The sequence below is a fragment of the uncultured Polaribacter sp. genome, from assembly GCF_947500975.1.
Taxonomy (GTDB): domain Bacteria; phylum Bacteroidota; class Bacteroidia; order Flavobacteriales; family Flavobacteriaceae; genus Polaribacter.
The window spans coordinates 192,470-217,453 of the sequence record NZ_CANMUE010000004.1; the positions used below are offsets into that span (position 1 = coordinate 192,470).

The window sequence follows — 24,984 nt, forward strand, 5'->3', positions numbered from 1 at the left end:
AAGATGAAAAAAATATTAGTAACCGGTGGAGCAGGTTTCGTTGGGTCTCACTTATGTGAGCGTTTGTTAAGGGAAGGAAATGAGGTAATTTGTTTAGATAATTATTTTACAGGGAGTAAAGAAAATGTATTACATCTATTAGATAATCCTTATTTTGAATTGGTACGTCATGATGTAACAGAACCATATTTAGTAGAAGTAGACGAAATTTATAATTTAGCATGTCCTGCCTCTCCTGTACATTATCAGCACAATCCAATTAAAACTATTAAAACTAGTGTAATGGGAGCTATTAATATGTTAGGTTTAGCTAAAAGAGTGGGAGCTAAAATATTACAAGCAAGTACTAGTGAGGTATATGGTGATCCTTTGGTACATCCTCAACCAGAAAGTTATTGGGGAAATGTAAATCCTATAGGAATTAGATCTTGTTATGATGAGGGAAAACGTTGTGCAGAAACGTTGTTTATGGATTATCATAATCAAAATGATGTAAAAATTAAAATCATAAGAATATTTAATACGTATGGGCCAAATATGAATCCAGAAGATGGTCGTGTGGTATCTAATTTTATTGTACAAGCTTTAAAAGGAGAAAATATAACAATCTTTGGAGACGGAACTCAAACTAGAAGTTTTCAGTATGTAGATGATTTGGTAGAAGGAATGGTAAGAATGATGAATAGTAGGGGTGAATTTTTAGGACCTGTTAATATTGGGAACCCTGTTGAATTTACAATGTTAGAATTGGCAGAGAATGTGATTAAATTGACAAACTCTACCTCAAAAATCATTCATTTAGCATTGCCTCAAGATGATCCAATGCAGCGTAAACCAGTCATAGAAGTAGCCTTTAAAGAATTAAATGGGTGGGAGCCTAAAATACCATTAGAAAAAGGATTGGTAAAAACAATTGCTTATTTTAAGGGTTTATTGATTAAAAGAGGGGAATTAACAGCTTAAATTTTTCTTGTATATTACCAATTGAGATCAAATTTTTGGCGCCGGTTTTTGTTTTTATAGTGAAGAAAATGATACTATAATTTTTTGAACGGACTCATAAAATGGTCTAAGAATGCAATGTGTTTAATACTGAAATAATATGGGTACGGATTTATCAACATTTAATAATAGTAGTTTTCAGCCAGGATCATTGATGAAGAAAATAATTTGGTATTTTGTTAATATATTATTTTTTATGAATCCATTAATTCCAATTTCAAGTTTAAAGGTTTTTATACTTAAATTATTTGGAACAAGAATTGGTAAAGGTGTAGTTATCAAGCAAAATGTAAATATTAAATACCCCTGGTTATTGGAAATAGGGGATTATGTTTGGATTGGTGAAAATGTATGGGTAGATAATTTAGGGAAAGTTACTATTGGAGACAATGTTTGTATTTCACAAGGGGCATTATTACTTTGTGGAAATCATAATTATAAAAAATCCACTTTTGATTTGATTGTTGGTGAAATACATTTAGAAGAAGGTGTTTGGGTTGGAGCTAAATCGGTTGTTTGTCCTGATGTAACTTTGAAATCCCATTCAATTTTAGCAGTAGGGTCAGTTGCAAATAAAGACCTAGAAGCTTATTCAATTTATCAAGGAAACCCAGCAATAAGAATAAGAGAAAGAAACATCGAATCTTAAACAATGAAAATTTCCATAATTACTGTCTGTTACAATAGTGCTAAATCAATTGAAAAGACTTTTAAATCTGTACAATGTCAAACTTATAAAAATATAGAATACATTGTTGTAGATGGAGGGTCTTCAGATACAACTCTTGATATTATAGAAAATAATAAAGATATTATTTCTAAGCATATTTCTGAACCAGATAAAGGTTTGTATGATGCAATGAATAAAGGAATACAATTAGCAACAGGAGATATTGTTGGGATTTTAAATTCGGATGATATTTTTACAGATAAAAATGTTTTACAAAATATAGCTAAGTTTCATTTACAAAACAATGTTGATGCTTCTGTAGGAAATATTATACAGTTTAATGAAGAAGGAAAAACGGTAAGAAAGTATTCGGCTAAGAACTGGAATCCAGAAAAATTAAAAATTGGCTTTATGCCAGCTCACCCTGCAATTTTTTTTAAAAGAACATTGTTTGATAAATTTGGTGTTTATCATTTAGATTTTACCATTGGTGCAGATTATGAGTTAATAACTCGCTTTTTCTTAAAAAATAAAATTCCTTGGAAATTTTCAAACATTACTACTACATCTATGCTTATTGGTGGTTTAAGTAGTTCAGGTGTTAGTAGTTATCAACTAATTTCTAAAGAAATTAAGAAAGCTTTGTCTAGAAATAACATAAAATTTAGTTATTTAAAAGTACAATTAAGGGGTTTTTGGAAGGTAATTGGGTTTTTAAATAAAAAATAGTTTGGAAAATAAATTACATATAATTACTGGTAACAAAGGATTTGTTGGAATAAATCTTTCAAACTATCTAAATAAACTTAATAAAGCTATTTTAGGATTATCTAGAAGTCCAAATGAGAAAGAAGTATCTTATAATCAATTAAATTTAGATATTTTAAACAAAGCTAAAAGTTTTATTCATTTAGCAGGTAAAGCTCACGATTTAAAGAAAACATCAAAAGATTCTGAGTATTTTGAAGTGAATACAGAATTAACAAAAAAACTATTTAATCAATTTTTAGAAAGTGAGTGTGAAGTATTTATTTATATGAGTTCTGTAAAAGCTGCGGCAGATACTGTTGAAGGTTTTTTAACAGAAGAAACAAAACCTAACCCAGTAACAGTTTATGGAAAATCTAAATTAGCAGCTGAAGAGTACATTTTATCAAAAGAAATACCTCAAGGAAAAAGAGTTTACATTTTAAGACCTTGTATGATTCATGGGCCAAATAATAAAGGAAATTTAAACTTATTATTTAGTTTTGTCTCTAAAGGAATTCCTTATCCATTAGGTAAATATAAAAACAAAAGATCTTTTGTCTCTGTCAAGAATTTATGTTTTATTATTAATGAGTTAATTGATAATGAAAATATAAAATCAGGTATATACAATATTGCTGATGATGAATCTTTATCAACAACTGATTTAGTGAAAGTTATAGGTGATGAGATAGGGAAATCAGCAAAAATTTTACAGGTTCCAAAGTTTATGGTAAACTTTTTGGCCAAAATAGGAGATGTTTTACCTTTGCCTGTAAATTCTGAGAGGTTGCAAAAGCTCACAGAAAATTATGTTGTTTCAAACGATAAAATAAAAAAAGCAATCCAAAAAGAATTACCGTTGACTACGGTAAAAGGAATTCAAAAAACAATTTCATCTTTTTAAATTATGAACTCATATATTATCGTTTTATTATTCCTGATTTTAGCTTCTTTTATTTATTTAAAGCTAGCTATAAAGTTTAAAATAATTGATAAACCTAATGAGCGTAGTTCTCATAAAAAAATCACTGTTAGAGGCGGAGGAATAATTTTTACGATTGCAATTTTATTATTTTCTGTATTAAATGATTTTGCATATCCCTATTTTTCGATTGGTGTTTTTTTAATTTCAATTGTTAGCTTTTTAGATGACATATATACGTTAAGTTCAAAAATTAGATTTCCATTCCAAGTTTTATCTGCTTGTTTATTGTTATTGGAAGTTTCGTTATCATTCGATTTTAATTATATTATTTTTTTAATAATTGGAGTTGGAATTGTTAATTTTTTCAATTTCATGGATGGTATTAATGGTATAACTGGCCTGTATTCTATTTCTGTTTTAATTGGTTTTTATTTAATAAATTTAAATGAAAGTATCGTAAATGCAGATTTAATTATTTATGCTCTTATATCTTTAATTGTTTTTGGTTTTTATAATTTTAGAAGAAAAGCACTTTTCTTTGCTGGGGATATTGGAAGTATATCTATTGGGGTGTTAATTTTTTTCTTAGGGATGTTATTCTATATAAAGTTAAGTTCTCCTCTAATATTACTCTTGATAATAGTATATGGAGCGGATGCTGCTTTTACTTTATTATATCGCAAGTTTTATACTAGGGAAAGTGTTTTTGAACCTCATAGACATCATATATATCAAAAATTAGTACATATCTGTAAAATATCACATTTAAAGGTTTCAATGCTGTATGCCATTATTCAATTAACCATAAATTTTATTATTTATAAATCATATTTACTAGACTTGAAATATCAACTAATTATATTTTTTGGTCTTATTATATTTTTTACACTCCTGTATATTTTTATTTTTCAGAAAATTAAAAAGACCATAGCTTAATTTTTGTTATTCTTTTAAATCTAATAAATAGAATAGAGCTACTCAATAAAAAAAAAATTGTAAATTTACACTTGATATAAAAAAATCTAATGGTTAGAACATTTTTTCTAAAAGTATTAAATAAATACGCATCTAAATGGGTTGTTTTATTTGTTGATTTACTTTTAATGTGTATTTCTTTTATTATTGCATATTCCATCCGATTTAATATAACGCTAGATTTTGATTTTTCTAGTTTAAAAGAACAAATCCCTTTTATTATAATAGTTTCACTGTTTAGTTTTCTTATTGTAGGCTCTTATAAGGGTATTATTAGGCATACAGGTACTAAAGATGCTTTTAACGTATTTTTAGGCATTACTATTTTTAGTATTAGTACTGGTTTTATCTTAATTGTTAATCATTTTTTTTCAATCTACCCTTCATTTACAATTCCAAAAGGAATTATTTTAATTCATTATTTAGTCGCAATTTTTGTTTTAGTAACTAGTAGATATATTTTTAAGGCATTTTATGAAGTGATTTCTACTGATTTAAAATCAATTACAAATGTTCTGATATACGGTGCTGGTAACTCTGGTATGATTACTTATGGAGCTTTAAATAAAGATCGTAAAAATAATTATGATGTTTTTGGTTTTATTGATGATAATCCTAATAAGGTGAATAAAAAAATAGATAGAATAAAAATTTATAGTCCATCAAAAATCGATCAAGAATTTTTAGATAAAAATGATATTAAAGAGATCATTATATCAATTCCTAGTATTAAATCCGGTAGATTATTAGAAATTACAGATAATTTATTAAAATTAAATACAAATATTAAAATAGTTCCTCAATTATCTAAATGGATAGAAGGGGATTTAGAAGCCAATCAAATAAAACAAATAAATATTGATGATTTATTAGGAAGAGAACAGATTACTATAGATAATCCTATTGTAAAAAGAGATGTAACTAATAAAGTAATTTTTGTTACTGGGGCTGCCGGTTCCATTGGGAGTGAGATTTCTAGACAATTAGCTTCTTATAATTTAAGTTTTTTGGTGTTAATTGATCAAGCTGAATCTTCTTTATATGATTTGCAACAAGAGCTTTTACAAAAAGACAAAGACAATTTTATTGCAATTGTTGCTGATGTAAGAGACAGAAAAAGAATGCAAGAAATTTTTGAACAATATACCCCTCAAAAAGTATTTCATGCAGCAGCTTATAAACATGTTCCTTTGATGGAAGAAAGTCCTTATGAAGCTGTTAAGATAAATGTTTTTGGAACTAAGAATATTGCCGATTTATCCTTTAAATATAAAATTGAAGATTTTGTGATGATCTCAACTGATAAGGCTGTAAATCCAACCAATGTTATGGGAGCAACTAAAAGAGTAGCTGAATTGTATATTAGTTGCTTAAGTAGAGACATAAAAAATAAAACTAAATTTATAACTACTCGTTTTGGTAATGTACTTGGTTCAAATGGTTCTGTAATTCCTTTATTCAAAAAACAAATTGAAAAAGGTGGCCCTTTAACAGTAACACACAAAGAAATTACAAGGTATTTTATGACCATTCCTGAAGCATGTAAATTAGTTTTGGAAGCTGGTACTATGGGAGAAGGTGGTGAGATTTATATTTTTGATATGGGGAAATCTGTTAAAATTTTTAATATGGCTAAAAGAATGATTTCTTTGTCTGGATTAAAATATCCTGATGATATAGATATTAAAATAACAGGTTTAAGACCTGGAGAAAAATTGTATGAAGAATTATTAGCGAATGATGAAGATACTACAAAAACTTACCATGAAAAAATAATGATTGCAAAAAGCCCAAAATTAGATTATGCAGCTATAAAAAAAGAAATTGATTCTATATGCATTGAAAATGATTGTTTAACAAATAACCAAATAGTTTCTAAGATTAAAGAAATTGTTCCTGAATATAAATCTAATAATTCATCATTTGAAAAATTGGATAAAGTTTAGTTAATTGCTTATTTTATTTTTAATTTCGCACAAAAATTTTTTTATGAAAAATTGGATTAATAAAAGTGTTCGTTTATATGTTTTAGTATTGATATGTTCTTGCGTTTCAAAAAAGGAAATTATTTATTTTCAAAATGATGAAATAGATCAATCAAAAGTTTCCAATAGTTATAAAACAATTATCAAACCAGATGATTTATTACAAATAACCGTTACAGCTTTAGATACTGAAGCTGTAAGACCTTTTAATTTGGCGTCTGTATCCTATTCAACTTCTTCTAATTCTGCTAATGGAGCTGCTCAACAACAAAGCTATTTAGTTGATAATAAAGGAGAGATAGATTTTCCTGTTATTGGAAAATTAAAAATTGGTGGTTTAAGGAGGGATGAGGTTATAGCACTTTTAATTGATAAATTAGAGCCAGACTATATTAAAAATCCTAATATTAATATTAGAATTACCAATTATAAAGTTAGTGTATTTGGGGATGTTGCCAGACCTGGGAGATATAATATACCTAATGAAAGGATTACAATTTTAGAGGCAATTGCTTTAGCAGGAGATTTAAATATTTCTGGACAAAGGAATAATATTTTAGTACAAAGAGAAGAAGATGGTAAAAAAGTAGAATATAAAGTAAATCTTTTATCAAAAGAAATTTTCACATCACCTGTTTATTATTTACAACAAAATGATGTGGTATATGTGAAGCCTAATTATGCAAGAATTCAATCTGCATCTTCAAACTCAAGTACTAGTTTATTTATATCAATTACAGGACTACTAATTACTATTGTATCATTATTAACAAATTAATATGGAAGATTTCAATCAAAATAATATTGGAGAAAATGATACAATAAACATTCGTCAAGAATTAGAAAAAATTCTGATACATTGGAAATGGTTTTTATTGGGAGTTATAATTTCTTTAGTGTGCGCTTTTGTTTATTTGAGGTATAGTACCCCAATGTATAGTGCGACCGCATCGATTATGATTAAAGATAATCAAAAATCGGGCATATCAAAAGAATTAGAGGCATTTAAGGATATGGGTATTGTTGGAGGAGGTTCAACAAATAATACAGATAATGAAATTGAAATTTTAAAATCTCGTAAGATTATAGGTAATGTAATTGATAGTTTAGATTTAACTATTTCTTATTATACTGAAGGAAGAGTTAAGCAAACGGAAGTTTATACTAATTCACCCATAAAATTTACTTTTATAAAAAAAGAAGTTTCTTTACTCAAAAAAGGTACTTTGATTTCTGTTTTAATAAAAGATAATCAATCTTTTGAATTAAAAGACATTAAAAATAAAGTTATTGGCAAGGGTAAATTTGGAGAGATTTTAACTTCTAGTCTGGGAGTTTTTAAAATAGACCAAAATAAGAATGTAAGCGCTGAAGATAAAAAAAACGATGTCAAAATTTTAATTTCACCAAGGAATCACGTCGTTAGTAAATATAAAGGAGGTATAAGTATTTCTCCTGTTAATAAGCAATCAAGTGTTTTAAAATTAAGTTTGAAGGATGCTGTGAAAGAAAAAGTAGAAGATATTTTAGATGAATTGGTTAAACAATATAATATTGATGCTATAAACGATAAAAATGAGGTATCTAGAAAAACGAAAGAATTTATTGATGCTCGTTTAAATAGTGTAGGTAAGGAGTTGTCTTTTATTCAAGATACAATCAAAAACTTTAAAACTAAGACAGGTTTTACTGGTGTGTCTAATGAAGGAGAATTGATCTTAACTAATTTATCAGTTAATAATGAAAAAATTTTAACTTCAGAAACCCAATTAAGGTTGTCTCAATGGATTAAAGAAAGTTTAAATAGTAAAACCAATCAAGATGATTTATTACCAGCTAACTTAGGCTTTGAAAGCCCTAGTATATCTGCTTCAATTCTAAATTATAATGAATTAGTGACCAAAAGAAATCGATTACTAATTACCGCAGGTGATAAAAACCCTCAATTAATTGAGCTACAAAGAGAGATTAAATCTGCAAAATTAAATTTAAAACAAAACCTAAAAAATTTAGAAACTTCATTGAAGTTACAATTAAATAGCCTTAAAAGTGAACAGAGTAAAATTAATAATAAGAAGTCTTCAATTCCTTTAATTGAAAGAGGTTTTATAGATATTGCAAGACAACAAGAAATAATTTCAGGCTTGTATTCTTATTTATTAAAGAAAAAAGAGGAGACTGCGATTTCTTTAGCAGTAGCTGTAGCAAATGCTAAAATAATAGACGTTGCTTATGGCTCCGGTATGGCTGTTTCTCCTAAAAAGAGAATTACTTATTTAGCAGCAATGTTATTAGGATTATTAATTCCTTTTATAATTATTTATTTAAGAGATTTATTAGATACAAAAATTCATTCGAGAAAGGATATTGAAGATTTAACATCTGTACCTTTTATAGGTGATGTTCCTCATTCAGAAACAGGTGGGAAAATAGTGATTAATAAAGAAGCTAGAACTAGTACTGCGGAAGCTTTTCGTCTGATTAGAACCAATTTAGACTTTATGTTGCCAAAGTCAGAAAATAATGATGGACTTGGTAAAACTATTTTTATTACTTCTACAACAAGTGGAGAGGGAAAATCATTCATTTCTATTAATTTATCTGCAGCTTTATCTTTATCAAACAAGAGGGTATTATTAATTGGTATGGATTTAAGAGCGCCTAAAGTAACAGAATATTTAGGAATACCAGATAGAAAAGGAATCACCAATTTTATTACAGATGATAAACTAACACTTAATGATGTGAAGTTTTCGATTCCTGAAATAAAAGATTTAGACATTATTGCATCTGGTGTAATACCACCAAACCCTGCTGAATTATTATTACATAATAAAATAGAAAGTATTTTTGAAGAGGTCAGAAAAGATTATGATTTTATTATAGTCGATACAGCACCAGTAAATTTAGTTACCGATACTTTACTAATCTCTAAATATGCAGATATGTTTTTATATGTATCAAGAGCAAATTACTTAGATAAAAGGATGTTGAATATAGTTCAAACATTATACAAAGAAAAGAAGTTACCTAACATGGCAATTGTATTGAATGATACTGACATGAAAAGAGGTTATGGATATGGTTACGGATATGGTTATGGTTACGGATATGGAAACGACTATGTTGAAGAAGTAAAGAAACCTTGGTATAAAAGAATATTTAGTTAAATCTAAAAAAGGAAGCAAATTTGCTTCCTTTTTTATTATAAGAACTTTTTATTGTTAACTAATAAAGTTTCTAAATTGTTTTTATTTTTATTAGTTCCAATTTTTTTTAAAAGATGTAAGTGGTTAAAATGATGAGTGTCAGTACCAACAAAATCATACATATTTTCTTTTAAAAGCTTTTCAGCAGTTTTTGTAACTTGTTTTCCATATTGTTCAGTTAATGATAATAAATTTAATTGAAATAGACAGCCTGCTTTTTTTAATTTGTAATAAATTTCAAAATTATTATGATAAGAATTATACCTTTCTGGATGAGCTAAAATAGGTTTGTAACCTTTTAATTGTATTTCGAATAGAATATCAAATAAATTAATTGGTGGACTGAAATATGACATCTCAACTAAGATAAAATTGTCTTTTAAAGTTAAAATATCATCATCTTTTAAAAGTTCAGAAAACTGTTCATCCATCATATATTCTGCAGCTGCATTTATAGATATATCTGTAATATTTCTTTTTATTAATTCAGCCTTTACTTCTTCTAGTTTTGATTTTATGGTTTCTGAGGAGTTTTGATAAACATCACCCAAAACATGCGGCGTGGTTATAAAATTTTTGATTCCATAAGCAGACATTTTTTGAATTAATGCAATAGAATCATCAATATTTTTTGCACCATCATCAATTCCTGGTAATAAATGAGAATGGATATCTACAAACCCTTCAGGAAAAAAATCTATTAAAGGAATTTCTTTCTTCTTAAAAAAAAACATGTTTTATTAATTTAGATGCAAATTTACAATAATCAATTTTATATATTCATATATTTTCATAAACGAAAACGATTGAAGTTTTATTAGCTATTGTTTAACAGTTTTCCTTACAATATATTTGGTAAAAATTAAAAAAAATGATTTTAATTGCAGACGGTGGTTCTACAAAAGCAGATTGGATTGCTTTAGATAATTTTAAAAAAGAAATTTTTAGAGTAAGAACTTTGGGTTTAAATCCTGCGGTTGTGGGTGAGGAAGAGCTTACCAATAGGATTGTAAATATGTTTCAGCTTATTAATATAAAAAATGAAGTTACAGAAATTCATTTTTATGGAGCTGGATGTGGAACCCCAAAACCAGTATCAATATTAAAAAAGGTTTTGCAATCAATTTTTGTAAATGCTAAAATTTTTATTGCTGAAGACATGTTAGCTGCTGTTTATGCAGCTTCTGGTAAAAATGAAGCATTAGTTTGTATTTTAGGAACTGGTTCAAACAGCTGTTATTATGATGGTGAGAAAATGTATATGAAAGTTGCATCTTTAGGGTATACTATAATGGATGAAGCAAGTGGAAATTATTTTGGTAAGAAATTATTAAAAGAATATTTTTATGACAAAATGCCAAAAGTTATTGCTAAAAAATTTGAAGAGCAATTTAATTTAGACGCAGATTATATTAAACGAAATTTATATAGAGAACCAAACCCAAATATGTATTTAGCTTCTTTTGCAAAATTCATGTTTGAATTTAAAGATGAAAAATATATAAAAAGAATAATCAAAAAAGGGTTTCAAGAATTTTTTAAACATCGAATTTTACCTTATAATAAAAATATAGAAACGCCTCTTTATTTTATTGGTTCAATTGCATTTTATTTTAGAGATATATTAGAAAAAGTAGCTACTAAAAATAATTTAAAAGTTACTGATGTTTTACAAAGACCTATTGATAGTTTGGTAGATTTCCATAAAAATCACATTAAGTAATTATTTGTAAGAGTCTTTCTAACTGCATTCCTCTAGAGCCTTTAATCAAAATTGAATCGTTTTTAAGTGGGCTATTTTTCAAGTAATTCTCCAATTCATAATACGATTTAAAAAAGTTTTTACCTGTTGATGTTCGATAAAAATTTTCTCCAACAAAGTATTGATTTTTAAATCCTAAAGAAGTTGCAAACGTTACTATTTGTTGATGTTCTTTTAAACTGTCTTTTCCTAACTCAAACATATCACCTAAAATAATAGTTTTCTCTTTTGAATTGTTTGAAGAAAAACTTTCTAAAGCAACTTTTACACTCGAAGGATTTGCATTGTAAGCATCAAGAATTATGTTATTGTTTTTGGTTTTTATAATTTGTGACCTATTATTTGTTGGAATATAACTTTCAATAGCATTTTTAATATCTTCTTTTGGAACTTTAAAATACTCGGCAATTGTTATTGCAGCAGCAATATTTGAATAGTTATATTTTCCTATTAAATTACTTTGAATAGTTATATCCTTATAAAATATTTTTACAAAAGGATTTGCTTCAACAAATTTTAAATTATCTTTATTAAAAAGGATTTTATTTATATTTTTTGTTTTTTCGAGTTGAAGAATATCATCAGAATTAACAAAAGCAGTTTTTTTATTTTTTTCTAAATAATTGTATAATTCACTTTTTCCTTTTATAACACCTTCTATACCTCCAAAACCTTCTAAATGAGCTTTCCCGAAATTTGTAATGTAACCGTAGTTTGGTTGAGAAATAGTACTTAGAAATTCAATTTCTTTTTGATGATTAGCTCCCATTTCTACAATTCCAATTTCATCTTTTGGTGTCATGGAAAGTAGGGTAAGAGGAACTCCAATGTGATTATTTAAGTTTCCTTTTGTTGCTGAAGTTTTATATTTTTTACTTAAAACCGCGTTAATTAATTCTTTAGTAGTTGTTTTTCCATTACTACCTGTTAATCCAATAAAAGGAATTTTTAATTGCTGTCTATGGTAAGTAGCAAGTTCTTGTAATGTTTTTAATACATTATCTACCAAAATAATATTAGCATCAGTTTGGTAATTTTCTTCATCAATAATAGCGTAATCTGCACCTAATTCAAGAGCTTTTTCTGCAAACTTATTTCCGTTAAAATTATCTCCTTTTAAACCAAAGAAAATAGAGTTTTTTCTAATGTTTCTTGTATCAGTATCTACAAGAAAATGTTTGCTGTATAATGCATATAAACTTGATATTTTCATAAAATAAAGATATAAAAAAACCTCATTATTTGTAGATAATGAGGTTTTAATTTTTAGATTGTATATTATCTAGAAGGGTTTCTTGCTCTTCTTTTTTTCGTTGCCATTGGGCCAACTTTATCAGAAACACATCTAAAACCAATATAATTTGTTGCCATATATTCAGGTAAATAACGTCTTTGCGCAGGGTCTAACCAATACTCTCTATCACTCCAAGATCCTCCTTTATAAACTCTAGCGTTATCACTAATTAAAGTTGTTCTTTTTTTATTGTCATTTATAATAATATCCTTTCCTGAAATAGAATCTCTTACTCTGCTCGGTTCTTGTGGAGAATTATACATACTTGGTCTTGATGTAAATTGATCTTCGTCATCTTCATAAAATCTAGAAGAATTTAAATCTCCATCAGAAATATTAGAATTGTCAGCAACTGTAAAATTTCTTCTTAAAGTTGTGTCATCTTTTGTGATTGGAACATATTTAATTGTACCAGGTAATTGTTTTGGTACTAATTTACCATTTGGTAAAACATCGTATTCAACTTCAGCATCTTCCTCATTAGAAGCATAAACAAGTTTACCATCTTTGTCAATCATTTTTTTAGTAAAAAGATTTCCTCTAAAGTAATTAAAGTCATTAGCTTCATTATCAATAATTGGCCTGTACACATCGGAAACCCATTCTGCAACATTACCAGACATATCATACAAACCAAAACCATTTGGAGGATATGACATAATTTCATTTGGTATGTCAGCACCATCTGAGCTCCAACCAGGTAAACCACTGTATTGACCTTGCCCTTGTTTAAAGTTAGCTAATTGATCTCCTCTATTCCTTTTACCTTTAGACCTAGAATATTTACCATTCCAGGCATACTTCTTTCTACCTCTAATATTATTATATTCTCTATTTTCTATATTTGCTTTTGCAGCAAATTCCCATTCAGCTTCAGTAGGTAATCTAAATCTTTGTGTTAAAATACCGTCAGCTTTTGTTATTTTTCTTCCTTTGAAGGCACCTTTTGCTAGTTTTGGGTCTCCTTTTTTTCTCAAAGTTCTTCCAACTCCTTTTTTGTAAACCGTTGTATCACCTTCAAATAATCTAGAAGCATCTGCTAAAAATACATCTGTGTCAAAGAAGTTGCTAATTGAATCTGTTTCAAAAATATTTGAAATATGTCCTTTATCAATTAAAGTTTTTAAATTTACAGCATTTGTTCGCCATTTACAATATTCGTTTGCTTGTAACCAGCTTACCCCTACAACTGGGTAATCAGCATATGCTGGATGTCTAAAATAGTTTTCAGATAAAATATCTGTATTTCCTAAGCTTTTTCTCCAAACCAAAGTATCTGGTAAAACTGAACTGTATATGTGTTTATATTTTTCTTCTGATGGAGGAAAAACATCTTTCATGTATTGGACATATAAAAAATATTCAGAATTTGTAACTTCAGCTTCATCCATGTAAAAAGAACGAACATGAATTTTTTTAGGTGTAGTATTCCAATCAAACATTACATCATCCTGAACTTGTCCCATAGTAAATGAACCCCCTTCAACACCAACCATTCCTAAAGGAGGTTTTCCTTCAAAAGAAGTACCTTTTATATAGTTGCCACTTTTAGGATTGTTAAAAGATAGTCCCGTTAATCTAGATGTGTCAGTTCTAGCTTTATTACAATTTGCAAAAAGTAATGTTGTTAAAACGAATAATGTTATTTTAAATATGTTTTTCATTTCCTAATTTAAAATTGATAGGTTTTTTATATAATGATGCAATTTACGACAAAAAAAAAATCTAACAAGTAAATTAATAATTTTAACTCGTCATTTTTTCTTGTATAAAATAATAAACGATTCCTTTTTTAATTTAGTATAATTTATCTTTGCTGAACTAAAATATACAGCAATTATTTGCGTTATTTGTTTACTGAATTTATGAGGAAATTATTTTTATTTATTTTTTTAATTTCAATACATCAAATTAATTTTAGTCAGGTTAATAATTCTGTATTGTCTTCTGGAGATTGGTTTAAATTTTCTGTTGATACAACAGGGGGTTTTAAGATTGATAGAAATTTACTAGAGCAAATTGGTGTTTCTACAAATGGTTTAAATCCAAAAAAAATTCATATTTATGGTAACGGAGGATCTCTATTACCAGTATTAAATAGTGATTTTAGATATGATGATTTACAAGAAAATGCTATTTATATCGAGGGTGAAAATGACGCATCTTTTGATTCAAATGATTATATACTTTTTTATGCAAAAGGACCACATGATTGGGATATAGACCCTGTTAGCAATACAGTTGATCATCAGCAAAATATTTATTCTGATAAGGCATATTATTTTATTACCGTAAATGATACCGATGGAAAAAGAATTCAAAATAAGAGTGTAAATAATAATAATTCAAATGCTCAAATTACTGTTTTTGATGATTTTACTTTTTATGAAAAAGATGAAATAAATCTTTTGGGAGCTGGAACCCAATGGTTTTCTAGTGAGGATTTTAATTTAGAAAATATTAAAAGTTTTAATATTCCATTTAAAAATGCATTGCTAAATTCAGAAGTAAGTTTAAGTGTTAGAGGGGTATCAAATTCTGTAGTTGTATCTTCAATGCAAATTAATGCGCAAGGTGTAGATGTTTTAACTTTAGATTATTCTGCAGTTATTTCTGGTTCTTTAAACAAAGCGAATGCTATAGAAAGAGATGTAAGTTTTATTAATAATTCTGATGTTATTGAGTTAACAATTACATATAACAACAATGGTAATCCTTCAGCAAGTGCTTATTTAGATTTTATTGAAGTTGTAGGGAAAAAGGAATTGAAATTTTCTGACTTTCAATTTTCTTTCAGAAGTTTTGAGCAAGTATCAATTACCGGAAATGTTGAGTATGTAATTGAGAACGGTAGTTCAGCCTTTCAAGTTTGGGATGTAACCGACCCAATTTCACCTCAAAATATTTCAAATCAAAGTACCGATACTAATTTTATTTTTAAAGATAATGCAGGTGCTTTAAAAGAATATATTATTTTAAATGAAACTGACTTTTACATTCCAGAAGTTGTTGAAAATTCAAAAATTACAAATCAGAATTTACATGCATTAAAAGACATAAATTATATTGTAATTACAAATTCAGAACTTTCTGGACAAGCACAAAGGTTAGCAGATTATCATCAAATAAACTCTAACTTAACCACAAAAGTTGTTCTCTTAGATGAAATTTATAATGAATTTGCTTCTGGCTCTAAAGACATAACAGGAATTAGAGATTTTTTAAAGCATGTTTATTCTACAAACTCATCCGAAGATAAAAAGCTAAAATATGTCTGTTTTTTTGGAGATGCATCTTATGATTATAAAGACAGAATTACCGGTAATAACAATATTGTTCCTGTAAAATTATCCGACATTAGTTTTAATCTAGCAAACTCATATGTTACAGATGATTTTTTTGTAATGTTAGAAGATGACGAAGGAACCATGTCTATTTCACATACAATTGATGTAGCATCAAGTAGAATACCTGTTTCAACAATAGCAGAAGCAACGATTGTAGTTGATAAAATTTTAAATTATTATGGTGCAGAGTCTATAGGAGACTGGCGAAATACAATAACACTTTTAGCAGATGATATTGATGCTAGTGGTGAAGAAGTTTTAGAACAAGGAGTAGAATCTATTGCTGATGAAATTAAGAATAATAAACCAATTTTTAATGTCAATAAAATATATGCTGATGCCTATGTACAGCAAAACTCTTCAGGAGGGGAACGTTATCCAGAAGTAAATGAGGCCATTGCAAATGCTATTGAAAAAGGTACTTTGGTATTTGATTATTTTGGACATGGCGGTGAGGATGGTTTTGCTTCAGAAAGAATTTTAGACAATACTCAAATTCAAGCTTTTAATAATTTTAATACACTACCACTTTTAATAACTGTTACTTGTGATTTTTCTAGATTTGATAATCCAAATAGAATTACTGCTGGTGAGTTAACTTTAAAAAATGCAACTGGTGGTTCAGCTAGTATGATTACTACTACAAGAGAAGTTTATATTTCTACTGGACAAAGTTTTAACGAAGAATTGATTAGAGTTTTATTGGCTTTTAATGATGAAGATCTTACAGTAGCAGAAGGATTAATGGCTACTAAAAACGAATTTTCAAGTACTCAGAAGTTCTTTATTTTTCACTTTGGAGATCCAGCAATGAAGTTAGCAGTACCAAAGCCAAATATTAGAATTACTAAAATGAATGATAAAGATATTACACAATCTTTAGATACAATTAAAGCTTTGTCAAAAGTTAAATTTGAGGGGGTAATTACCGATAATTCAAATACTATTTTAAGTGATTTTAATGGTTCTTTATCTACAACAGTTTTTGACAAACCTATAGATAAAGTAACCTTAGATAATGATGGTTTTGGTATAACAATGCCTTTTGATACTCAAGATAGTAAATTGTTTAGAGGAAAATCTTCTGTAGTAAACGGAACATTTAGTTTTGATTTTATTGTGCCTAAAGATATAAAAGTTGCTTACGGAAAAGGAAAATTAAGTTTTTATGCAGAAAATGGAGAAATTGATAAATCTGGTTATAATTTTGATGTAGTTGTTGGTGGTATTAATGAAGATGCTCCAGAAGACAATGTTGGTCCTGAAATAAAATTATTTATGAATGATGAATCTTTTATTGATGGAGGTAATACAAATACATCGCCAAATTTAATAGCAGTTTTATCTGATGAAAGCGGAATAAATACTTCCATAACAGCTGTAGATCATGATATTGTAGCCGTTTTAGATGGAGATACATCAAATCCTATTGTATTAAATGATTTTTATGAAACAGAATTAAACGATTATACAAACGGAAAAGTGATTTATAGATTAAGAGATCTTGAAGTTGGACCCCATACAATAAAAATAAAAGCTTGGGATACTTACAATAACTCTTCAGAAACTACGTTGAATTTTGTAGTTATAAGTGACGCCATTTTAAATTTAGAAAATGTGCTTAACTATCCAAATCCTTTTGTTAATTATACAGAGTTTTGGTTTAATCATAATAAGCCAAATGAATCATTAGAAGTTCAAATTCAAATTTTTACAGTTTCAGGTAAATTAGTAAAAACAATTAATCAAAACATACAAACAACAGGTAGTTTATCAAGAAGTATAAATTGGAACGGTTTGGATGATTTTGGTAACAAAATAGGAAAAGGAGTTTATATCTATAAATTAAAAGTAAAATCAACAATAAGTAATCTAGTTTCAGAGAAGTATGAAAAATTAGTAATTCTTCAATAAAATTTAGATATTTGCTAAACTAACAATAACAATAAAAGATGAGAAAAGTAATTTTATTTATTGCACTTTGTGCATTTATAAGTATTAAATGTGTAGGACAAACAGATACTCAACAAACTGGTGGAATTACTACTGCAACCCCTTTTTTATTAATAGTACCAGATGCTAGAGCAGGTGGAATGGGAGATATGGGTGTTGCAACATCTGCAGATGCATTTTCATTATTTCATAATGCAGCAAAAATGACTTTTAGTGATCGTCAAATAAAAACAGGTATCACTTATTCTCCTTGGTTGCGAAATTTGACAAATGATATTTTTATAGGAAGTGGTTCATATATTAATAGATTTAGCGAAAATGCAGCATGGGGTGCAGACTTTAAATATTTTTCTTTAGGTCAAATAAATTTAACAACAGATACTGGTTTGGATAATGGAACCATAAACCCAAATGAGCTTGTTTTTACCGGATCATATGCATTAAAATTAAGTGAAACTTTTTCTATGGGGGTAGGTTTAAAATATTTACGTTCTAATTTAGCTTTTAATGGTACTGCAGGTAATACCTTGCAACCAATTAATTCTTTTGGAGTAGATATTTCTGGATATTATCAATCTGAAGAAGATAATTATGGAAATTTTAATGGGCGATATAGAATTGGTTTTAATATTGCCAATATTGGACCAAAAGTTTCTTATACACCAGGTACAGGTGAGTCAGATTTTATTCCTACAAATTTAAAGTTTGGTGGTGGATTTGATTTTATTTTAGATGATTATAACATTATTTCTACAAATGTTGAGTTTACAAAGTTGTTAGTTCCAACTCCACAATTAGATGGTTCAGAAGAAGACCAAGGTTGGATAAGCGGAATTTTCACTTCTTTTGGTGATGCTCCAGGTGGATTTAGTGAAGAGTTAAAAGAATTTACGTATGCTTTTGGTGCTGAGTATTTATATAATAATGCTTTTGCAATAAGAGCAGGATATTTTCATGAAAGTGAAGATAAAGGAAATAGGCAATATTTTACTTTAGGAGGTGGTTTTAAAACCAATGCTTTAAATGTTGATTTATCTTATTTAATAAATTCTTCTGATGTAAATAACCCATTAGAAAACTCATTACGATTTTCTTTATCATTTGATTTAGGAGAAATCTATGACAATTATTAAATTTGATAAACTATTAGTAAGTTTATAACAATATAAAAGCAGTCAAATAAAGGCTGCTTTTTTTGACCTCATAAATCATGAAAAAAATTAACATAGCAACACCAGCAATTGTGTTTAGTAATGTTTCAGAACTTTCTGTTGCAGATAAATTATTAATGGATAAAGCAATTGAAGCAAGGAAAAAAGCATATGCTCCTTATTCAAAATTTAATGTTGGTGCTGCCATATTGTTAGAAAATAATGAAATTATTTTAGGTAATAACCAAGAAAATGCTGCCTATCCTTCTGGTATGTGTGCAGAAAGAGTTGCTATTTGGAGAGTAGGATCAGAATTTCCGGATGTCAAGATTTTAAAGTTAGCAATTACTGCAAGTTCTTTAATTAAAAAAGTTGATAAACCTATTGGTCCATGTGGGGCATGTAGACAATCTTTGTCAGAATATGAAATCAAACAGAAGCAACCATTCCAAGTTTTATTTATGGGAGAAGTTGGTGAAATTGTAAAAACAGAATCATTACTTTCTTTATTACCCTTTTCTTTTGATAGCTCATATTTATAATGAAAAAAGATATTAATTCTAGAAAAGACATTAAATTAATAATTAGTAAATTTTATGATAAATTATTGGTTGATGAAAAAATGAATCCCTTTTTTGAAGAAATTGTGACTCAAAATCAACTTGAACATCATTTAGAAATTATTTCAGATTTTTGGAATGATATTATTTTCGATACCATGTCTTACCAAAGTAATGTAATGCAAAAGCATCTTCATAAAAATTCTTTTTTAAACTTTACAAAAGAACATTTTACGATTTGGATATCGTATTTTTTTGATACAATTGATACTTCTTTTATTGGAGAAAATTCAGAAATGATGAAATCCAGAGCCCAATCTATTGCTACGGTTATGCAGCTTAAAATGAATATTTATAATAATAGTTAGTCTTTTTTATACTTAAAATAAATTATCATTTTACTTATTTGGATTTAATATTGTTATGCACGCATAGCAAATAATCTAATTTCTGTTTTATAGTTTTGATATAAAATATTTTAAGATGATTTCTTCAAAAATTACAGGAACAGGAACCTTTATACCAAGTATTAAAAAAGAAAATACAGATTTTTTAAACGATGAGTTTTTAAATTCTGATGGTTCTATATTTAATTCAAATAATGATGTAATTATTGATAAATTTAAAGCAATAACTGGTATTGAAGAAAGGCGTTATGCTAAAGATGAATATACAACTTCAGATCTAGCATTTTTTGCTGCACAAAAGGCAATTGAAGATGCTAAAGTTAACCCTGAAGAATTAGATTACATTATTTTAGCTCATAACTTTGGAGATGTTAAAAAAGGAACAATTCAAAGTGATATGCTGCCAAGTATTGCAACAAGAGTCAAATTTAAATTAGGAATAGAAAACCCTAATTGTGTTGCTTATGATATCTTATTTGGGTGCCCGGGTTGGGTTGAAGGCGTAATTCAAGCACAAGCTTTTATCAAAGCGGGTATTGCCAAAAAATGTTTAGTAATTGGAGCAGAAACTTTATCAAGAGTTATTGATAAGTATGATAGAGATTCTATGATTTATAGTGATGGTGCTGGAGCATGTATTGTAGAGGAAACTATTGAGAAAGATTCTGGTATTTTAAGTCATGCTTCTCAAACTTTTTCAAAAGAAGAAGCTTATTTTTTACACTTTAAAGGTTCTTATAATCAAAATGAAGACAAGGATATACGTTATATAAAAATGTTTGGACGTAAGATTTATGAGTTTGCTTTAACAAATGTCCCTTTAGCTATGAAATCTGCATTAGAGAAAAGTGGTTTGAATATAGATGATGTAAAAAAAATATTTATCCATCAAGCAAATGAAAAAATGGATGAGGCAATTATAAAACGCTTTTTTAGATTGTTTAAAAAACCTGTTCCCGATGGTGTAATGCCTATGAGTATTCATAAATTAGGAAATAGTTCAGTTGCAACTGTGCCTACATTATTAGATTTGGTTATTAGAGGAAAAATTGAAAATCAAAAAGTAGAAAAAGGAGATGTAATTATTCTAGCCTCTGTTGGTGCTGGTATGAATATTAATGCAATTGTTTATAAGTACTAATTGATACGAATTCTACCAACTTTTAACGAATTCTAATTTATCCTTAAAAAATCTTAAAATCAGTATTTAAAATTTAATCTGAAATAGTATTTTTGCGCATGCAACAACACAACGTACTTATTTTAGATTTCGGCTCACAATACACACAGTTAATTGCGAGAAGAGTTAGAGAATTAAACATTTATTGTGAAATTCATCCTTATAATAAAATTCCAAACAATTTAGAAAACTTTAAAGCAGTTATCTTATCAGGAAGTCCAAACTCTGTAAGAGGAGAAAATGTTTTACATCCAGATTTATCTGAAATTAGAGGCAAAAAACCTTTATTAGCAGTTTGTTATGGTGCCCAATATTTAGCACATTTTTCTGGTGGAAAAGTAGCACCCTCTAACACTAGAGAATATGGAAGAGCAAATTTATCATTTATAAAAAATGAGGAAACTTTCTTTAAAAATATTTCTGTAGGAAGCCAAGTTTGGATGAGTCATTCAGATACTATAAAAGATTTACCTACAAATGGCGTTTTATTAGCAAGTACAAAAGATGTACAAAATGCTGCCTACAAAGTTGAAGGTGAAAATACATTTGCAATTCAATTTCATCCAGAGGTTTATCATTCTAAAGATGGGAAGCAATTATTGGCAAACTTTTTGTTAGATATAGCTAAAGTAGAACAAAATTGGACACCAGATTCTTTTGTAGAAAGCACGGTTGAAGCTATTAAAGAAAAAGTAGGAAATGATAAAGTTGTTTTAGGGCTTTCAGGAGGAGTAGATTCTTCTGTTGCGGCAGTTTTATTGCACAAAGCAATTGGAGAAAACCTATACTGTATTTTTGTAAATAATGGTTTACTACGTAAAAATGAGTTTGAAAATGTGCTTGCGCAATATGAAGGAATGGGTTTAAATGTAAAAGGTGTTGATGCATCAGAAAGATTTTTATCTGCATTAAAAGATTTAAGTGATCCAGAAAAGAAAAGAAAAGCAATAGGAAATGCATTTATAGAAGTTTTTGATGACGAAGCAAACAAAATTAAAGATGTAAAGTGGTTGGCTCAAGGAACAATATACCCAGATGTAATTGAATCGGTTTCAGTAAATGGTGGTCCATCTGCAACTATTAAAAGTCATCATAATGTTGGTGGTTTACCAGATTTTATGAAATTAAAAATCGTAGAACCCCTAAGAATGATTTTTAAAGATGAGGTAAGAAGAGTGGGAGCTTCTATGAATATAGATAAAGATTTGTTAGGTAGACATCCTTTTCCTGGTCCTGGGTTGGCTATTAGAATTTTAGGTGATGTTACTTCAGAAAAAGTTCGTATTTTACAGGAAGTAGATGCTATTTTTATAAATGGGTTAAGAGAAGATGGTTTGTATGATAAAGTTTGGCAAGCAGGTGCCATGTTGCTTCCAGTAAATTCTGTTGGAGTAATGGGAGATGAAAGAACTTATGAAAAAGTAGTTGCCTTAAGAGCCGTTGAAAGTACTGATGGTATGACTGCAGATTGGGTAGATTTACCGTATAAATTTTTACAAAAAACATCTAATAAAATAATAAATCAAGTAAAAGGTGTAAATAGAGTTGTTTATGATATTAGCTCTAAACCACCTGCAACGATAGAATGGGAATAGAACATATGAAGCATTTAAAATTTTTTATATTTCTCTGTATTTTAACGTTTACAATATCTTGTGGGCAGCAGAAAAAATATATTCAATACAAGGTTAAAAGTGGTGAAACTATGAGCATTATTGCTGATAAGTTGAATATGAAAACCATAGATTTAGTTAGGTTAAATCCAGATGTTACTAATGAACCAGTAACTGATTCCTTTATTGTTGTTCCAGAAAATAAAATGAGTTCTTTTAAGGATCAAATAAAAGTAAATGTTGATAATAGTAATAAAAAAGATACCATTATTATTGATGATACATCTGAAAAAGAAAATCATTTAGATGAATTAAAAGAGAAATTTGAAACCTATGAGGTTCAAAAAGGAGATACGTTTTATAGTCTAAACAGAAATTATAATGTTTCAAGAGACGAATTATTACTATTAAATCCTGAATTAAAAGAAGGGTTAAAAGTAGGAATGATCATAAAAATCAAAGAAAAGATTGATGAGGTTGAAGTAATTGGAGATTTTTATACTGATTATATTCAAAATGGAATTGATTTAAAAATAGCTCTTTTATTACCTTTTAAAACAAATACCTACAGAGATTCTTTGTCTCCAAAAAAAGCATTCACTAAAAACGCAACTTTAATGAATATCACTACTGATTTTTATATGGGAGCAGAAATTGCTGTAGATTCTTTAAGACAGCAAGGTGTAAATATTGAATTTAATGTGTACGATACTGGTAGTAGAAATACCAATATTAATAATTTAATTAGTGAAGAAAATTTAAATAAAAACGATGCTATTATTGGCCCTATTTATTCAGATGAAGTAGAAAATATTGCAAAGAATGTAAATGTTCCAATAATATTTCCTGTATATTCTAGTAGTCAATCGAAATTTAATTCTTCAAATGTTGTAAAAACATCACCAGATAAAAATATTTTTAGAGAAGAATTAGCTTCTTACTTTATAGATAGTTTAACTCAAGGAACTCTTATTATAATAACTGATGATAAGTATAAATCAATTGAAAAAAGCAGTAGTTTTCAAGCTTCTTTAGCTGGTAGTAATATTGATGAAATTCACGTATTAAGTCCTGAAAAAGGTTTTATAGACAAAAGTAGATTTTTAAAAGTTTTAAAGCCTAATGAAAAAAATTGGGTTGTGATGGCAACTGATAATAATGTAATAGTGGCAGATGTTATAAATAGTCTAATAGGTTTACCAAACGATATTTCAGCAAAACTTTTTGCAATGGATAAAGAAAAGGTATACGATGAAATTGATAATAAAAAACTAGCAAGGGTAGGATTTACTTTTGTGAGTAATGAGTTTGTTGATGAAACTTCTTTGGTATCTAAAGTTTTTTCTAGACAATATAAAGATAAAAACAATGCGTTGCCTTCATTTTACGCAACAAAAGGATTTGATATAACTTATGATATTTTAGTAAGGTTAGCATCAGGAAATAGTTTAAAATCAACGTTTAAAGAAGGGGCTTCTTTTAGGGTAGAAACAAAATTTGATTATACAAAAAAAAACAAAGTATCTTCAAATAAAGGTTTATTTATATTACAATATAATAAAGACTTAACAATTACAAAGTTGAAATAAAGAGATTGATATTTAATACAAAAAAAAATCCGCTTTAGCGGATTTTTTTTGTATCAGAAAATAAATAATAAAAACGTTAGATTTTTTTCATCTGTTGTTTCATCATTGTCATTTGTTCTTTTAACATTCCGTGTTTATCTAATTTTTTAGCTTCTGTCATTAAGTTAGTTGCTTCACGTTTACGTCTTTTTGTCATTGCAATTCCAGCCAATTGTAATTTTGCCATTGCCAAATCATGATCCATAGACAAACCTAATTTTATAGCTTTTCTTAAATACTTTTCAGCTTGAGTAATATTAGTTTGACTAATCATAATGCCATGTAAATAGTTATAATATCCTTGTTGTTTAGTAATTAAAGCTGTTTCAGGATTTTTTATGTAGTTTAACCATTTTTGCGCACCAGGAAAATTTTGTTTTCTTAATTGTAAAAAAGCCAATAAAATAAATTCATTTTTAAAATATAATAACACAAAAATTCCAGCCAAAAGCAATATAGAAATTCCGTTCATAATATTTCCTTGAGTAAATTGATATACAGACCAAGCGGTTATTAAACCTGCTAAAATTAATTTTATATTTTTATTAAACATTTTTTTATTTGTTATTAATA

General features: G+C 27.8%; 20 protein-coding genes. 16 read left to right on the top strand and 4 right to left on the bottom strand.

What is annotated here, in order from left to right; all coding sequences use genetic code 11:
• The first annotated feature begins 3 nt into the window (after positions 1 to 3).
• The 8 genes from Q0733_RS06305 (at position 4) to Q0733_RS06340 (ending at position 9,477) form a co-directional block, all read left to right on the top strand.
• The gene (locus Q0733_RS06305; RefSeq protein WP_298780295.1) at positions 4 to 963 is read left to right on the top strand and encodes a UDP-glucuronic acid decarboxylase family protein; all 960 of its coding nucleotides are present in this window, start codon (positions 4 to 6) and stop codon (positions 961 to 963) included.
• 139 nt (positions 964 to 1,102) lie between these two features.
• On the top strand, positions 1,103 to 1,651 hold the full coding sequence (locus tag Q0733_RS06310) for a WcaF family extracellular polysaccharide biosynthesis acetyltransferase (protein ID WP_298780298.1): 549 nt from the start codon (positions 1,103 to 1,105) through the stop codon (positions 1,649 to 1,651).
• A gap of 3 nt (positions 1,652 to 1,654) precedes the next feature.
• On the top strand, positions 1,655 to 2,401 hold the full coding sequence (locus tag Q0733_RS06315) for a glycosyltransferase family 2 protein (RefSeq protein ID WP_298780301.1): 747 nt from the start codon (positions 1,655 to 1,657) through the stop codon (positions 2,399 to 2,401).
• 1 nt (position 2,402) lies between these two features.
• A complete protein-coding gene (locus Q0733_RS06320) occupies positions 2,403 to 3,326 on the top strand; it encodes an NAD-dependent epimerase/dehydratase family protein (protein ID WP_298780303.1) in 924 nt (307 codons plus the stop codon).
• Positions 3,327 to 3,329: 3 nt separating this feature from the next.
• Positions 3,330 to 4,283, top strand: a complete 954-nt coding sequence (locus Q0733_RS06325; RefSeq protein ID WP_298780308.1) for a glycosyltransferase family 4 protein — start codon at positions 3,330 to 3,332, stop codon at positions 4,281 to 4,283.
• 89 nt (positions 4,284 to 4,372) lie between these two features.
• Positions 4,373 to 6,268 carry a nucleoside-diphosphate sugar epimerase/dehydratase gene (locus Q0733_RS06330; RefSeq protein WP_298780310.1) on the top strand — a complete coding sequence of 632 codons (1,896 nt, stop codon included), beginning with the start codon at positions 4,373 to 4,375 and terminating at the stop codon, positions 6,266 to 6,268.
• 43 nt (positions 6,269 to 6,311) lie between these two features.
• Complete coding sequence (locus Q0733_RS06335; RefSeq protein ID WP_298780313.1) at positions 6,312 to 7,085, top strand: polysaccharide biosynthesis/export family protein; 774 nt, start codon at positions 6,312 to 6,314, stop codon at positions 7,083 to 7,085.
• Between the two features lies 1 nt (position 7,086).
• Positions 7,087 to 9,477 carry a tyrosine-protein kinase gene (locus tag Q0733_RS06340; RefSeq protein WP_298780316.1) on the top strand — a complete coding sequence of 797 codons (2,391 nt, stop codon included), beginning with the start codon at positions 7,087 to 7,089 and terminating at the stop codon, positions 9,475 to 9,477.
• Between the two features lie 35 nt (positions 9,478 to 9,512).
• Here Q0733_RS06340 and Q0733_RS06345 read toward each other — a convergent pair whose 3' ends face one another.
• On the bottom strand, positions 9,513 to 10,250 hold the full coding sequence (locus tag Q0733_RS06345) for a CpsB/CapC family capsule biosynthesis tyrosine phosphatase (protein WP_298780318.1): 738 nt from the start codon (positions 10,248 to 10,250) through the stop codon (positions 9,513 to 9,515).
• Positions 10,251 to 10,387: 137 nt separating this feature from the next.
• Between Q0733_RS06345 and Q0733_RS06350 the strand changes: the two genes are divergently transcribed.
• Complete coding sequence (locus Q0733_RS06350; RefSeq protein WP_298780321.1) at positions 10,388 to 11,239, top strand: N-acetylglucosamine kinase; 852 nt, start codon at positions 10,388 to 10,390, stop codon at positions 11,237 to 11,239.
• Here Q0733_RS06350 and murF read toward each other — a convergent pair.
• Together murF and gldJ are read right to left on the bottom strand one after the other, a co-directional pair.
• Positions 11,232 to 12,491: a UDP-N-acetylmuramoyl-tripeptide--D-alanyl-D-alanine ligase gene (gene murF, locus Q0733_RS06355; RefSeq protein ID WP_298780324.1), complete on the bottom strand. Its 1,260-nt coding sequence runs from the start codon at positions 12,489 to 12,491 to the stop codon at positions 11,232 to 11,234. The genes Q0733_RS06350 and murF overlap by 8 nt on opposite strands.
• 65 nt (positions 12,492 to 12,556) lie before the next feature.
• Positions 12,557 to 14,236: a gliding motility lipoprotein GldJ gene (gldJ, locus tag Q0733_RS06360; protein ID WP_298780326.1), complete on the bottom strand. Its 1,680-nt coding sequence runs from the start codon at positions 14,234 to 14,236 to the stop codon at positions 12,557 to 12,559.
• Between the two features lie 201 nt (positions 14,237 to 14,437).
• Here gldJ and porU point away from each other — a divergent pair, with 201 nt between their 5' ends.
• The 7 genes from porU (at position 14,438) to Q0733_RS06395 (ending at position 24,372) form a co-directional block, all read left to right on the top strand.
• A complete protein-coding gene (gene porU, locus Q0733_RS06365; protein ID WP_298780329.1) occupies positions 14,438 to 17,833 on the top strand; it encodes a type IX secretion system sortase PorU in 3,396 nt (1,131 codons plus the stop codon).
• A gap of 38 nt (positions 17,834 to 17,871) precedes the next feature.
• Positions 17,872 to 19,005, top strand: a complete 1,134-nt coding sequence (gene porV / locus Q0733_RS06370) for a type IX secretion system outer membrane channel protein PorV (protein ID WP_298780331.1) — start codon at positions 17,872 to 17,874, stop codon at positions 19,003 to 19,005.
• 77 nt (positions 19,006 to 19,082) lie between these two features.
• On the top strand, positions 19,083 to 19,565 hold the full coding sequence (cdd, locus tag Q0733_RS06375) for a cytidine deaminase (protein ID WP_298780332.1): 483 nt from the start codon (positions 19,083 to 19,085) through the stop codon (positions 19,563 to 19,565).
• A complete protein-coding gene (locus Q0733_RS06380; RefSeq protein ID WP_298780333.1) occupies positions 19,565 to 19,951 on the top strand; it encodes a group III truncated hemoglobin in 387 nt (128 codons plus the stop codon). Before cdd ends, Q0733_RS06380 begins: the two co-directional genes overlap by 1 nt.
• Before the next feature lie 115 nt (positions 19,952 to 20,066).
• Complete coding sequence (locus Q0733_RS06385) at positions 20,067 to 21,131, top strand: 3-oxoacyl-ACP synthase III family protein (RefSeq protein ID WP_298780334.1); 1,065 nt, start codon at positions 20,067 to 20,069, stop codon at positions 21,129 to 21,131.
• Positions 21,132 to 21,229: 98 nt separating this feature from the next.
• Positions 21,230 to 22,765, top strand: a complete 1,536-nt coding sequence (gene guaA / locus Q0733_RS06390) for a glutamine-hydrolyzing GMP synthase (RefSeq protein WP_298780335.1) — start codon at positions 21,230 to 21,232, stop codon at positions 22,763 to 22,765.
• A gap of 5 nt (positions 22,766 to 22,770) precedes the next feature.
• On the top strand, positions 22,771 to 24,372 hold the full coding sequence (locus tag Q0733_RS06395; RefSeq protein ID WP_298780338.1) for a LysM peptidoglycan-binding domain-containing protein: 1,602 nt from the start codon (positions 22,771 to 22,773) through the stop codon (positions 24,370 to 24,372).
• A 76-nt stretch (positions 24,373 to 24,448) separates the two neighbouring features.
• Here the strand turns inward: Q0733_RS06395 and Q0733_RS06400 are convergent, their stop codons facing one another.
• A complete protein-coding gene (locus Q0733_RS06400; RefSeq protein WP_298780340.1) occupies positions 24,449 to 24,964 on the bottom strand; it encodes a DUF2892 domain-containing protein in 516 nt (171 codons plus the stop codon).
• Positions 24,965 to 24,984 lie beyond the last annotated feature (20 nt).

Bases quoted from the DNA above. Each gene is read 5' to 3' on its own strand.
- Q0733_RS06315 (WP_298780301.1), top strand. From the start codon at position 1,655: ATGAAAATTTCCATAATTACTGTCTGTTACAATAGTGCTAAATCAATT.
- Q0733_RS06345 (WP_298780318.1), bottom strand. From the start codon at position 10,250: ATGTTTTTTTTTAAGAAGAAAGAAATTCCTTTAATAGATTTTTTTCCT.
- cdd (WP_298780332.1), top strand. From the start codon at position 19,083: ATGAAAAAAATTAACATAGCAACACCAGCAATTGTGTTTAGTAATGTT.
- Q0733_RS06335 (WP_298780313.1), top strand. From the start codon at position 6,312: ATGAAAAATTGGATTAATAAAAGTGTTCGTTTATATGTTTTAGTATTG.
- Q0733_RS06385 (WP_298780334.1), top strand. From the start codon at position 20,067: ATGATTTCTTCAAAAATTACAGGAACAGGAACCTTTATACCAAGTATT.
- murF (WP_298780324.1), bottom strand. From the start codon at position 12,491: ATGAAAATATCAAGTTTATATGCATTATACAGCAAACATTTTCTTGTA.
- Q0733_RS06380 (WP_298780333.1), top strand. From the start codon at position 19,565: ATGAAAAAAGATATTAATTCTAGAAAAGACATTAAATTAATAATTAGT.
- Q0733_RS06400 (WP_298780340.1), bottom strand. From the start codon at position 24,964: ATGTTTAATAAAAATATAAAATTAATTTTAGCAGGTTTAATAACCGCT.
- Q0733_RS06325 (WP_298780308.1), top strand. From the start codon at position 3,330: ATGAACTCATATATTATCGTTTTATTATTCCTGATTTTAGCTTCTTTT.
- guaA (WP_298780335.1), top strand. From the start codon at position 21,230: ATGCAACAACACAACGTACTTATTTTAGATTTCGGCTCACAATACACA.
- porU (WP_298780329.1), top strand. From the start codon at position 14,438: ATGAGGAAATTATTTTTATTTATTTTTTTAATTTCAATACATCAAATT.
- Q0733_RS06340 (WP_298780316.1), top strand. From the start codon at position 7,087: ATGGAAGATTTCAATCAAAATAATATTGGAGAAAATGATACAATAAAC.
- Q0733_RS06310 (WP_298780298.1), top strand. From the start codon at position 1,103: ATGGGTACGGATTTATCAACATTTAATAATAGTAGTTTTCAGCCAGGA.
- porV (WP_298780331.1), top strand. From the start codon at position 17,872: ATGAGAAAAGTAATTTTATTTATTGCACTTTGTGCATTTATAAGTATT.
- gldJ (WP_298780326.1), bottom strand. From the start codon at position 14,236: ATGAAAAACATATTTAAAATAACATTATTCGTTTTAACAACATTACTT.
- Q0733_RS06350 (WP_298780321.1), top strand. From the start codon at position 10,388: ATGATTTTAATTGCAGACGGTGGTTCTACAAAAGCAGATTGGATTGCT.
- Q0733_RS06330 (WP_298780310.1), top strand. From the start codon at position 4,373: ATGGTTAGAACATTTTTTCTAAAAGTATTAAATAAATACGCATCTAAA.
- Q0733_RS06395 (WP_298780338.1), top strand. From the start codon at position 22,771: ATGAAGCATTTAAAATTTTTTATATTTCTCTGTATTTTAACGTTTACA.
- Q0733_RS06305 (WP_298780295.1), top strand. From the start codon at position 4: ATGAAAAAAATATTAGTAACCGGTGGAGCAGGTTTCGTTGGGTCTCAC.